The sequence below is a fragment of the Nonomuraea bangladeshensis genome, from assembly GCF_039529455.1.
In the GTDB taxonomy this organism is placed as follows: domain Bacteria; phylum Actinomycetota; class Actinomycetes; order Streptosporangiales; family Streptosporangiaceae; genus Nonomuraea; species Nonomuraea bangladeshensis.
Genome location: NZ_BAAAMV010000002.1, coordinates 276,293 through 287,946 on the forward strand (window position 1 = coordinate 276,293; position 11,654 = coordinate 287,946).

The window sequence follows — 11,654 nt, forward strand, 5'->3', positions numbered from 1 at the left end:
CGTCAGCTCTGCTCCTTCTGCGCGAAAGCGGCGTCGATCGAGTGCATGTCGGGCATGTCCAGCGCCCTGCGCCCCCGGGTGGCCAGCAGCGTCACCAGGTAGGCGGCGCCGATCACGACCATCACCAGGACGTAGAGCCAGGCGTCGCGGAAGGAGGCGTCGCGGAAGAGCGCCAGCTCGAACACCAGCCACACCACGGACACCGCCAGCACGGGCTTCTCCCACGTGCCGAGGTCGAACTTGCCGCCCTCGGGCAGCGCCCGCCGCTTGGTGAGGTAGAGCGCGACGGTCGCGGCGTAGATGACGGCCGGCAGCAGCGTGGCCGCGCCGAACAGGGTGAACAGCGCGTCCTCTGAGAAGGCCGAGAACAGGCCCAGGATCACCTCGGCGAGCACCACGTAGAACACCGTCGCACGCAGCGGGGTGCCGAAGCGCGGTGAGACCTGCTTCCACTGCCGCCAGCCGGGGAAACGCTCGTCCCGGGACATCGCCCAGGTCAGGCGGGTGCCGGTCATCATGATGACCAGGCCGCAGGCGAAGATCGCCAGCACGACGAGCAGCAGCAGGAGCGTGGCCACGACCGGGCCGAGGGTGTTCTTGATGACGTCGGCGATCGGCGTGCCCGACGCGGCCAGCGCCACCGGGTCACCGGCCGCGAGCGTCACCGCGATCAGGAACAGGAAGCCCAGCACGCCCGAGGCGAGCACCGCCTGCCACATGGCCCGCGGGACCACCCGCTCGGGGTCGTTGGTCTCCTCGGCGAGGTTGGCCGCCGACTCGAAGCCGACGATGGTGAACGCGCCCAGCAGGAAGCCCAGCATCCACGGGCCCGCCGAGGTGAGGCCGCCGAAGCTCCAGTAGCCCTCGGCCGGGATGGCGCCGTGGCTCCACAGGTTGCTGAAGTCCATGTCGTTGCGGATCGCGGCCACCACGAGCAGCAGCACGGTGAGCAGCACCATGCCGACGAGCTCGGCCGAGACGGCCGCGTTGTTGACCTTCTCCGCCCGCCGGGTCGAACCGCCGATGAGCGCCGCCTGCCCGAGCAGGATCACCGCGGTGACCGCCCAGGTGACGAACCCGTTCGCCGTGTAGTCCAGCAGGACGGGCAGCACCGTCGAGGCCACCGTGTAGTCCACGGCCACGACCACGACCGCGAGGAACATGAACGAGATCCAGCCGATGATCCAGCCGAGCACGGGGTTGGCCAGGCGGGACGTCCACTGGTAGGCGTAGCCGGTCACCGGGATGCGGGAGGCCAGTGAGCCGATCACGAGGGCCACCGCGAGCTGGCCGATCACCGCGATCGGCCAGGTCCAGATGCCGAGCGGTCCCGAGGAGTTCAGGACCGACCCGTAGGTGGTGAAGATGCCGGTCGCGATCGAGACGAACGCGAAGGCCACGGCGAACGACGCGAACTTACCCGTCCGCCGTTCGAAGGACTGCTCGTAGCCGAAGCGGGCCAGCTCGTCGCTGTCGGTTTTTGGTTCACTCATCGCAACCTCCTCCTTGGTATATACCATCTGGTGTAGACCGCAAGGTACCGTCCAGGCGGGCTAAGGTGTCAACCATGGGGACGAGAGTTCACAAGACCGCAACATCTCCGCGTTACGTGACGATCGCCGCGGAGCTCCGTGACCGGATCACCGGCGAGAAGCTCGGCCCGCACACCCTCATGCCGTCGGAGCGGGAGCTCAGCGAGACCTACGGCGTCAGCAGGATGACCGCCAGGCAGGCACTCGCGCTCCTGGAGAAGGAGGGGTACGTCTACCGCAGGCCGCCGCGCGGCACGTTCGTCGCCGAGCCCCGCGTGCCCTTCCACATCGGCAGCTTCTCCGACGAGATCATCCTGGCCGGGCGGCGGCCGTCCGCCCAGCTCATCTGGGCCGAGGAACGCCCGCCCACCCCCTCCGCGCGGGCGGCGCTCGACCTGGCGGGCGAGGAGACCGTGCACGCCCTGCACCGGCTGCGCTTCGCCGACGACGAGCCGATCGCCCTGGAGACCACCTATTTCCCCAGCGCCCTCACGCCGGGCCTGCTGGGGCAGCCGCTCACCGGCTCGCTCTGGCACGTCCTGCGCAGCGAGTACGGGATCGTCCCCACGGACGCCTCCGCCGTCATCGAGTCGATCGTCATCGACGACGCCTCCTGCGCCCGGCTCAAGGTGCGCAGCGCCTCCAACGGCGTCCTGCTGACCCGCCGCACCTACACCGCCGAGGGCCGGTGCATCGAGTTCGCCCGCGACGTCTACCGCGCCGACCGGGCCTCGTTCAGGGTCGAGGCGCGCATCCCCGTGCCCGTTGGCGACTGAGCCTCAGTCGCCGTCCGCCCGAGTGGGGAGCGGCTTGCCGAACGGGACGGCGCGCAGCACGCGCAGGCGCTCGGCGGCGGCCGGATGGTCCTGCCCGGCGGCGAGCCGGTAGTAGAACCGGGCGATGTCGAGCTTGGCCGGGCCCGCCTGCTCGCACGCCTCCCCGTAGGCGAAGGACAGCCCGGCCGCGAGCTCGACCGGCCGCGGATGGGCGGCGAGGGCGCGGGCGTCCGGATGGCCGCGCCGGGCCGCCGCGTGGATCCAGTAACGCGCCTCCGCGACCTTGCCGGTCAGCAGGTCGATGATGGCCAGCCGGCACGCCGCGTCGGGGTCGCCGTCGCCCGCCAGCCGGACCAGGCGCGCGACGGTCCTGGTCGTACGCCGCTCAGCCTCGTCGGGGGCCGTCGTGTAGGGGTCGTAGGAGCCGGAGACGCGCGGCCGGGCCGGCTCGCTGCGGGCGGCGCGCCAGCGGACCTGCCACTGCTCCAGGGTGCCGAGAGAGCCGGGCGGCAGGCCGGTGCTCTCGGCGTGGCGCCGGCAGACCGCCACGAAGGAGGCGACCAGTTCCCAGTCGGGCAGGCGCTCCCGCTTGCCGTTGAGTATGTCGTTGAGCGTGCTCACGGGGAGCTTCTTGGGCGTGTCCAGCAGACGGGACCATCGGTGCATCTGTGCATAGCTCGGCTGCCCGGCCGCTTCCCGCAACTCTATGAGCGCAGCGATGAAGGCGGAATGCGGTCCCGCCCGGAAGGTGTCAGTCATCGTCCCTGGTGAGGTCGGAGTCGGTGAGTGCGGCAATAGTTCCAGAAAAATCCTCGCAACCCACGATGATTGACGAATTCCATCTCGTTCGGCACCACAGTCACGCCGGTCAATCAGCGCCTCAAAGGTCTCAGAGGTGGTTCCGCACGTTTCTTTGTTATTCCGTCCGGATGATTCCGGATAAATCCGGATGAGTGCGGATATCGGCGGGCCCGATCGGCTCATTTTCGGGCTTGTACGGCCCCGTCCGGGCATGTTTGGACCGGTGGCCGGACGCTTTCCCGCACCGGCAGGGTGAGGCGCGATGAACGACCGCCCGCCGGGAGGCCGCCGCCCATGCCCCTGCCCATGCCACTGCTCACGGCCCGCCCGCCGAGCATCGCGTACCGTGCCGACGCTCCCTGCCTCGCGGACGAGCGCCTGCTGGTCACGCTGCTGACGACCTGGGTGCTGGCGACGGGCCGGACCCCTCCCGCCGGCCGCCCCGGGGACCTCACCCCCGAGGAGCTCATCGACTTCTGGGCCGACGAGCGCCCCTGACCGCTTGCAGAGAAGAGGACCATGTTCACCACGCGCCAGTTGCTCACGCTCACCGTGACCGTCGTGATCGCCGCGATCACCTGCGCCCTCGTCCTGGCCACCGGCGCCGAGTGGCCGGGCGCCCTGCTCGGCGCGGGCGGGGCCGGCGGCGCGACGCTGGCGGCCCTGCCGAAGCTGCTGAGCAGGCGCGACCCCTAGACCGGGTCGCCGCCGCCGGGCGTCAGGACGTGATCGACCGCGCTCAGCGCCAGCGTCTTGTAGCCGACCGAGTCGAACAGCACGGTGATCCGGTCGGGCTCGCGGCCCATCACCGTCCCCCCGCCCCACGTCTTGTGGGTCACCTTCGCGCCCACCGGGAACGGCCCCTCGTCCGCCGGGGGCGCCGGCTCCGGGTCCGCGCCGTCGCGGCAGGTGTCGCACGAGCCGCACGCCCCGGCCGCGTACGGCTCCCCGAAGTACGCCAGCAGGAAGCGGCGGCGGCACCCCAGGGTCTCCGCGTAACCGCGCATCATGTCGACCCGCGACCGGTCCAGGTGGTGCCGGGCCTCGTCGAGCGCCGCCGCCCGCTCGGCGGCCTCCTCGGGCGGCAGCTCGGGATCGGCGTACCGGAGGTCGCCGGCGTCGGTCACGGCGAGCGCCCCAGCCCGCTCCAGCAGGTTGACCAGCCGGGTGAGCTGGGACGCGCTCAGCTCCAGCAGCCCGGCCAGCTCCCGCGCGGGCACCGCCCCCGCGTGCTCGCGGGCGAGGGTCGCCACCCGGAGCAGCGTCTCGGCGTCGGCCCGGCCGCCGGTGAAGAAGCGGCGCAGGCCGAGATCCTCCGGCCGGTAGAACAGCACCGCCGAGGCGGGCGCGCCGTCCCGCCCCGCGCGGCCGATCTCCTGGTAGTAGGCGTCAGGGGACTCGGGCGGCGCGGCGTGCAGCACGTAGCGGACGTCCGGCCGGTCGATGCCCATCCCGAACGCCGACGTCGCGACCACCACGTCCAGGTCCCCGGAGGCGAACAGCTCCTGGACGCGGGTCCGCTCCGCGGCCTTCATCCCGCCGTGGTACGCCTCCGCCCGCCGCCCCCGCTCGGCCAGCGCGGCGGCGTACCGCTCGGTGTCCTTGCGGGTGGCGACGTAGACCAGGCCGAGGCCGTCCTGCCCGGCGGCGTGCTCGACCAGCGCCTTGCTCTTGTCCTCCTCGCGGACGAACCGGCGGACCTCCAGCGCGATGTTCGGCCGGTCGAAGCCCCGGACGATCTCCACGGGGTCGGTCAGGCCGAGCGCGCGGACGATCTCCTCCCGGACGTTCGGCGCGGCCGTGGCCGTCATCGCCACCACGGGCGGGTGCCCCAGCCGGGCGATGACCCGGCCGAGCCGCTGGTAGTCGGGCCGGAAGTCGTGGCCCCAGGCCGCGACGCAGTGCGCCTCGTCGATCGCGATCAGCGACGGCCGGGCCTGCGCCAGCCGCTCCACCACCTCCGCCTTGGCGAGCTGCTCCGGCGACAGGAACACGAACTCCGCCGCGCCCGCCGTCACCTGCTCCAGCCCGCTGTCCACGGAGGTGGTCGAGTTGACCGCCACCGCGCCGCCCGCGTCCGCCTTGAGCAGGCCCGCCACCTGGTCGCGCTGGAGCGCGATGAGCGGCGAGACGACGACCGTCGGCCCGTCGAGGAGCTGCGCGGGGATCTGGTAGACGGCCGACTTGCCGGCCCCCGTCGGCATGACGAGCAGCACGTCCCGCCCGGCGAGCAGGTGCTCCATCGCCTCCTGCTGGCCCGGCCGCAGCCGCTCCCACCCGAACCGCCGCCGCGCCGCGGCCCGCAGCCGCCGGCCGCGCCGCCCGAACCGATGCCTCAACGCCACCGTCAGGCTCACTGCCACCCGCCCTTCGCCCGGTCCCGCCGCCATGGTGGCGGGGCCAGTACCCAGCCTGGCCCCGCCCATGCGCCACGGAAGCGATCAGGCAGGCGATCAGGTCAGCGCTGCGATCAGGTCAGCACTGCGGCGCCACGGCGTCGATCTTGGCGCCGAAGTCGTTGTCGTAGACGGTGCGGTAGTCGCCGTTACGGACGACGCGGGTCTCCTTCCTGGTGGGGACCGTGATCCAGTTGATGAAGCAGCCGTCCGCCCCCGCCCGAAAGGAGCCGACGTTGTCGTGCAGGGCGGGCGGCACGTCCACGTAGCCGTTGCCCGGGTTCCAGCACCAGCTCGCCCCGCTGAAGTTGCGGCCGGTGTAGAGGCAGATGTCGCCCGCGCGGGCCGCGGCGGCCGGGGCGGCCAGGACGGCCAGCGCGGCGAGCGTGGCCGCGGAGGCGGCGGCGATGCGGGTGACGTGGGACGTCCTCATGGTGTCTCCTCGTGTCGGGGGACCGGGACGGCGGTCGCCGCCCGGCTCCGTCACATCCTGTTACAGTGCCGTCACTCTTCGAATCCGCCCGTGTGGTACATGAGGGGGCACTTCAGGTGGCGGAGAAGTATCCGGAGGGCCATGGCGAAAGCCGCCGCTCTCGGCTATGGAACGACGGGCTTGGCGCGGCCCGGCGCGCTCGGCTACGCTCCGCTCGATCGACCGGCCCCGTACGCCGGTCAGCGGACACCCCCATGCCGACCTGCGAGGCGCACGATGAGCGACCGTCCCGGCCGCGTCCACGTCGTCTGCGCCGAGGTGCCGCCCGACATCGTCGGCGGGCTCGGCCGCTACGCCGAGCGGCTGATCGCGGCGCTGCGCGGGCGCGGCACGCCCGTCGTCGTCCACGGCGCGGCCGCGCGGCGCGGGCGCGCGCGGCGCGCGGAACGCCTGGACGAGGTGCTGCTCCGCCGGGTGCCGGTCATGGGCTGGGGCCCCGCAGGGAGCTCCCGGCTGCCCGCGCCGCTGCGCAGGGCGGCCAGGTTCGCCGGGATCCTCGGCTACAACCTGCGCGTCGCCGCCCGCGTCCTGCGCGCCGAGCCGCCGTGGGCGCGGCGCGGCCCCGACGGGCCCGTGGTCGCCGTGCACGACTGGATGGGCTGCCCGGCGGGCATCCTGTGCGCGCTGCTCGGCCGCCTGCCCATGGTGTTCCACGTCCACACCCGCGAGCTGAACGACGCCCCCGGCGCCCGCCGCTCCCTGTTCACCGCCGTCCTCGACGCCCTGGAGACTGCGACGGCCCGGCTGGCCCGCCTGGTCGTGGTGCCGAGCGCCGGCGTACGCGCCGAGCTGCTGGCCCGGGGCTGGCCCGCGGCGCGGCTGCGGGTCGTGCCGCACGGCTTCGAGGAGCCCGGCCTGCTGCGGCTGGCCGCACTGCCCGCGCGGGAGCGCGAGCGGCTGCGGGCCGAGGTGCGGGCGCGGCACCTGCCCGGCGGGAAGGGCCGGCTGATCGTGTTCGTCGGGCGGCCGTCGCCGCACAAGGGCGTCGGCACGCTCGTCCGGGCCGTGCCGCGCGTCGCCGAGACATACGACGACGTGCGCGTCCTGCTCGTCGGCGGGCAGCCGCCGCACAGCGGCGACGACGCCGCGGTGGCCCGGCTCATCGAGCGGACCGGCGTCGCCGGGCGGGTCACCGCGAGTCACCGCTTCCTGCCGCAGGAGGAGGTGTTCGGCTGCTTCCTCGCCGCCGACGTGTGCGTGTTCCCCTCGACGTACGAGCCGTTCGGGCTGGTCGCGGTCGAGGCGATGGCGCTCGGCCGGCCCGTCGTGGTCGGGCCGGGGTTCTCGCCGGACGTCGTCGGCGACGGGGCGCTCCGCTGCGTCCGCGACTCGCCGGACGACCTGGCGGGCGCCCTCCTGACGTGCCTCGGCGACCCGGAGGCCGCCGGGCGGCTGGGGGAGCGGGGGGCGGCGCACGTACGGGCCCGGTTCAGCTGGGACCGCACGGCCGAGGCCACCCTGGCCGTCTACGCCGAGGCGGCGGGGGCCGGCCGCGGCGCGTGAGCCGCTTTGCCTCCCCTCGGCGTCTCCCCGTACGGTCCGGTTGATCGCGCAATCTGATCAGAAAGAGGAAGACGTGCCGCACTACAGCAAGCTCTGCCGCATCGTGATCGACGTCGAGGAGCGCCACCACGCCGACGAGCTCGCCTTCTGGCAGGCCGCGACCGGGGCCACGCTGGAGAACTTCCCCTCCTTCCCCGAGTTCCACGGCGCCATGCTGGGCAGCGGCGACTTCGGGCTGCTGCTCCAGCGTCTGGACGAGGGGCCGGCCCGGGTGCACCTCGACTTCCACACCGACGACGTCGAGGCCGAGACGGCCCGGCTGGAGCGTCTGGGCGCCAAACGCGTCAGGCACCTGGACGGCCGCTGGTGGATCATGGAGGATCCGGCCGGCCTGCGGTTCTGCGTCGTCCCCGAGCCGCCCGGCGCCCTCCACGACGGCAACGCCCAGCGCTGGGAGGACTGACGGCCCTCCGCATGACGGGCCGGGCGGGCGGTTGCCCGTCCGGCTTTCCCATGCCCGCGTCCGCCTGTCGAAAAGGGCCCTGATTGCAGGATTCTTGCAATCGGTTGTTGCAGAAATCTTCGCGCAGCCAGCCAGAACGCCCAGCGCCGTTTGCAGTTTTACCTGGATGTATTGACGTTTCCGCCATGTAACGTCACTGTGACTGCAACCGGTTGGCACTCCCCCCCTTGAGAGCTGTGCAGCGCCATGCCTCGAACCGACCGAACGGAGCCGGACGTGCGCAACAACCATTTCTCCGGACGGAGGGCGGCCGTCGTGCTGGCCGCCGGCGTCCTCGCCGCGGGCGGCCTGGTGGCCGTCCTCGGCACCCCCGCCTCGGCCGCGCCGGCCGACGGCGCCTACACCCTCGTCAACGCGGGCAGCGGCCTGTGCGCCACCGTCCCGGGCGCCGCCACGGGAGACGGCGTCCAGCTCAGCCAGACCTCCTGCACCGGCGCGGACGGACAGGTCTTCACCCTCACCGCCAGCGGCTCGGCCTACCGGCTCACCGCCCGGCACAGCGGCAAGTGCGTCGGCGTCCGCGACGCCTCCACCAGCGCGGGCAAGCCCGTCCAGCAGGAGAGCTGCACCGGCGCGACCTCCCAGACCTGGCAGCTCACCGCCTCCGGCGCCAACTACCGCGTCGTCAACGCCAACGGCGGCAAGTGCCTCAACGTCAAGGACAACGCCACCTCCTCCGGCGCCCTGCTCCAGCAGAACTCCTGCGACTCCGTCTCCACCAAGCAGTGGACGCTGAGCCCCGCGGGCGGCGGCCCGACGCCCACGTCCACCCCCACGTCCACCCCCACGTCCACCCCCACCACCACCCCGACCACCACGCCCCCGCCGGCGAGCGGCACCCTGTACGTCTCGCCGAGCGGCCGTGACAGCGCCACCGGCACGCAGTCCGACCCGACGACGCTCACCTCGGCGATCGGCCGCATCGCCGCCGGCGGCACCATCTACCTGCGCGGCGGCACCTACTCCTACGCGCAGACCGTCACGATCGCCGCGGGCAACAACGGCACCTCCAGCGCCCGCAAGAAGCTGTCGGCCTACCCGGGCGAGACCCCGGTGCTGAACTTCTCGGCCCAGAGCGAGGACCCGGCCAACCGGGGGCTCGCGGTGAACGGGTCGTACTGGCACGTCTACGGCATCGTCGTCGAGCGGGCCGGGGACAACGGCATCTTCGTCGGCGGCAGCAACAACATCATCGAGCGCACCACGACCCGCTACAACCGCGACACCGGCCTGCAGCTCTCGCGGATCGCCTCCGACACGCCGCAGAGCCAGTGGCCGGCCAACAACCTCATGCTCAGCGTCCTGTCGCACGACAACGCCGACTCCGACGGCGAGGACGCCGACGGCTTCGCCGCCAAGCTGACGGTCGGCTCCGGCAACGTCTTCCGCTACGCGGTGTCCCGCAACAACATCGACGACGGCTGGGACCTCTACACCAAGACCGACACCGGCCCCATCGGCGTCGTGACCATCGAGGACTCCCTGGCCTACAACAACGGCACCCTGAGCAACGGCGGCCAGGCCGGCAACGGCGACCGCAACGGGTTCAAGCTCGGCGGCGAGGACATCTCCGTCAACCACGTCATCCGCCGCAACATCGCCTACCGCAACGGCAAGCACGGCTTCACCTACAACCGCAATCTCGGCACCATGACGATCTCCGACAACGTGAGCATCGACAACACCGAGCGCAACTTCTCCTTCGACGGCGGCACCTCGGTGTTCCGCGGCAACACCTCCTGCCGCAGCGGCAGCGGGAGCAACGACAAGATCGTCGGTAACTCCGACAGCTCCAACCAGTTCTGGAGCGGCTCCAACGGCTCGCGCTGCTCGTCCTACAGCGGCACGCTGAGCTGGTCGTTCGCCTCGGACGGCCGGCTCGTCGTGAGCTTCGGCGGCGTCCCGGTCACCTTCTAGCGCGGCCTTCCCCCCGCCACCCGTCCGGAAGCATCCGGGCGGGTGGCGCTCGCGTTCACGGGCCCGGCGCGCCCGCCGTCACGGCCCTCAGCTCGGCGAACGCCTCCCGCATCACCTGCCGCAGGTCCGCCTCGCCGGGCTCGCCCACCCAGCGTTCGAAGGCGATCTTGAAGACCGCGATGCCCGCCTCGGCGGCGAGGCTCGCGGCCGGCTCGCCGACCCCGCGCTCGCGCAGCGCGCCGGCGAGCGCCCTGGCGAGCGTGGCCAGCTTGATCAGCTCGCGCTCGCGCAGCTCGGCGTGGGCGAGGATGATCGCCTGACGCCTGCGGGAGCGCTCGTGGCGCTCCTGGAACAGCGGCCCGACGGCGTCGAGGGCCGCCGCGACCGCCTCCAGCGGCCCGGCCGATTCGGGCGCGGCGGCGACGGCCGCCGTCAGGCGCTCCTCCAGCAGCGTCCCGCCGCCGAACAGCACCTCGCGCTTGTCGGCGAAGTGCCGGAAGAACGTGCGCTCGGTGAGCCCGGCGCGTCTGGCGATCTCCGCGACCGTCGTCTGCTCGTATCCGCGCTCGCCGTACAGCTCCAGCGCGGCCTCCTCAAGCCGGCCGCGCGCGTTCGGCTCCCATCGCCCCATGCCCCCGATCATAGTTGATGACAGTCACTGACATCGCGGGCTATGCTCGTGATGACAGCAACTGACATCAGTCGGCGGCGGCGTCAGCCTGCCCGCCTGCTCTCCCGGAGGTCCTTCTCATGCGTGTCTTCGTCACCGGCGCGTCCGGCTGGATCGGATCCGCCCTCGTTCCCGAGCTCATCGGCGCGGGACACCAGGTCATCGGGCTCGCCCGGTCCGACGCGTCGGCGGACGCCCTCGCCGCGGCCGGCGCCGAGGTCCGCCGGGGCGCCCTCGACGACCTCGACGTCCTGCGGGACGCCTCCGCCGCCGCCGACGGCGTGATCCACCTCGCCTTCAAGCACGACCTCGCCTTCAGCGGCGACTTCGAGGCCGCCGCCGTCGCCGACCGGCGCGCCGTCGAGGTCATGGGGGAGGCGCTGGCGGGCTCCGGGCGGCCGTTCGTCCTCGCCTCCGGCCTGCTGGGGCTGCTGCCCGGCCGGCTGGCCACCGAGCGGGACGACCCGCCCACGGACCACCTGCCCGCGGGCCCCGCCGGCCGGCGGGAGACCGCGCGGCTCACCGTCGCGCTCGCGGAGCGGGGCGTGCGGTCGAGCGTCCTGCGGCTGCCCCCGACCGTGCACGGCGAAGGGGACTACGGCTTCATGGCGGCGCTGGTCGGCGTCGCCCGCGACAAGGGCGTGGCCGGCTATGTGGGCGACGGGTCCAACCGGTGGCCGGCCGCGCACCGACTCGACGTCGCGACGCTCTTCGTGGCGGCGCTGGAGCGGGCCCCCGCGGGGTCGGTGCTGCACGCTGCCGCCGAGGAAGGGGTGCCGTTCCGCGCGATCGCCGAGGTGCTCGGCCGCCACCTGGGACTGCCGGTGGCCTCGATCCCTGCCGAGGAGGCGGGCGCGCACTTCGGCTGGCTGGGCGACTTCGCCGCCGCGGACGCCCCCGCCTCCAGCGAGCTGACCCGCGAGCTGCTCGGCTGGCGGCCCGTACGGCAGGGGCTGCTCGCCGACCTCGACGAGGGGCACTACTTCCGCTGATTCGCGGGTGGCGGCCCTTGGCAGCCGCCGCGCCTGGCTTTAATGTTCAGT

At 72.9% G+C, this 11,654-nt stretch carries 12 protein-coding genes; 7 read left to right on the forward strand and 5 right to left on the reverse strand.

The window, feature by feature from the left end; genetic code table 11:
- Nucleotides 1-2 precede the first annotated feature (2 nt).
- Nucleotides 3-1,493, reverse strand: a complete 1,491-nt coding sequence (locus ABD292_RS05380; RefSeq protein WP_344205679.1) for an amino acid permease — start codon at nt 1,491-1,493, stop codon at nt 3-5.
- Between the two features lie 74 nt (nt 1,494-1,567).
- Between ABD292_RS05380 and ABD292_RS05385 the strand changes: the two genes are divergently transcribed.
- Complete coding sequence (locus ABD292_RS05385; protein WP_344205680.1) at nt 1,568-2,308, forward strand: GntR family transcriptional regulator; 741 nt, start codon at nt 1,568-1,570, stop codon at nt 2,306-2,308.
- 3 nt (nt 2,309-2,311) lie between these two features.
- Here ABD292_RS05385 and ABD292_RS05390 read toward each other — a convergent pair whose 3' ends face one another.
- Nucleotides 2,312-2,929: an SEL1-like repeat protein gene (locus tag ABD292_RS05390; RefSeq protein WP_344205681.1), complete on the reverse strand. Its 618-nt coding sequence runs from the start codon at nt 2,927-2,929 to the stop codon at nt 2,312-2,314.
- A gap of 486 nt (nt 2,930-3,415) precedes the next feature.
- On the opposite strand from ABD292_RS05390, the gene ABD292_RS05395 reads away from it, so the two are divergent.
- Both ABD292_RS05395 and ABD292_RS05400 read left to right on the forward strand, forming a co-directional pair.
- Entirely contained in the window at nt 3,416-3,607 is a 192-nt protein-coding gene (locus ABD292_RS05395) for a hypothetical protein (protein ID WP_344205682.1), read from the forward strand.
- Nucleotides 3,608-3,628: 21 nt separating this feature from the next.
- Nucleotides 3,629-3,805 carry a hypothetical protein gene (locus tag ABD292_RS05400; protein ID WP_020547771.1) on the forward strand — a complete coding sequence of 59 codons (177 nt, stop codon included), beginning with the start codon at nt 3,629-3,631 and terminating at the stop codon, nt 3,803-3,805.
- Here the strand turns inward: ABD292_RS05400 and ABD292_RS05405 are convergent.
- Complete coding sequence (locus ABD292_RS05405; RefSeq protein WP_344205685.1) at nt 3,802-5,454, reverse strand: RecQ family ATP-dependent DNA helicase; 1,653 nt, start codon at nt 5,452-5,454, stop codon at nt 3,802-3,804. The two genes, ABD292_RS05400 and ABD292_RS05405, sit on opposite strands and share 4 nt — an antisense overlap.
- A gap of 130 nt (nt 5,455-5,584) precedes the next feature.
- Nucleotides 5,585-5,938 (reverse strand): peptidase inhibitor family I36 protein, encoded by a 354-nt coding sequence (locus tag ABD292_RS05410; protein WP_344205686.1) that lies wholly within the window; start codon nt 5,936-5,938, stop codon nt 5,585-5,587.
- Nucleotides 5,939-6,214: 276 nt separating this feature from the next.
- Here ABD292_RS05410 and ABD292_RS05415 point away from each other — a divergent pair, with 276 nt between their 5' ends.
- The 3 genes from ABD292_RS05415 to ABD292_RS05425 all read left to right on the forward strand — a co-directional run bounded on the left by ABD292_RS05415 (nt 6,215) and on the right by ABD292_RS05425 (nt 9,941).
- On the forward strand, nt 6,215-7,501 hold the full coding sequence (locus tag ABD292_RS05415) for a glycosyltransferase family 4 protein (RefSeq protein WP_344205688.1): 1,287 nt from the start codon (nt 6,215-6,217) through the stop codon (nt 7,499-7,501).
- 73 nt (nt 7,502-7,574) lie between these two features.
- Nucleotides 7,575-7,964, forward strand: a complete 390-nt coding sequence (locus ABD292_RS05420; protein WP_344205689.1) for a VOC family protein — start codon at nt 7,575-7,577, stop codon at nt 7,962-7,964.
- Between the two features lie 276 nt (nt 7,965-8,240).
- The gene (locus tag ABD292_RS05425; protein WP_344205691.1) at nt 8,241-9,941 is read left to right on the forward strand and encodes an RICIN domain-containing protein; all 1,701 of its coding nucleotides are present in this window, start codon (nt 8,241-8,243) and stop codon (nt 9,939-9,941) included.
- Nucleotides 9,942-9,996: 55 nt separating this feature from the next.
- Here the strand turns inward: ABD292_RS05425 and ABD292_RS05430 are convergent, their stop codons facing one another.
- Nucleotides 9,997-10,572, reverse strand: coding sequence for a TetR/AcrR family transcriptional regulator (locus ABD292_RS05430; RefSeq protein ID WP_344205692.1), 576 nt, complete (start codon nt 10,570-10,572; stop codon nt 9,997-9,999).
- Between the two features lie 119 nt (nt 10,573-10,691).
- Here ABD292_RS05430 and ABD292_RS05435 point away from each other — a divergent pair, with 119 nt between their 5' ends.
- Nucleotides 10,692-11,603 (forward strand): SDR family oxidoreductase, encoded by a 912-nt coding sequence (locus ABD292_RS05435; protein ID WP_344205693.1) that lies wholly within the window; start codon nt 10,692-10,694, stop codon nt 11,601-11,603.
- Nucleotides 11,604-11,654 lie beyond the last annotated feature (51 nt).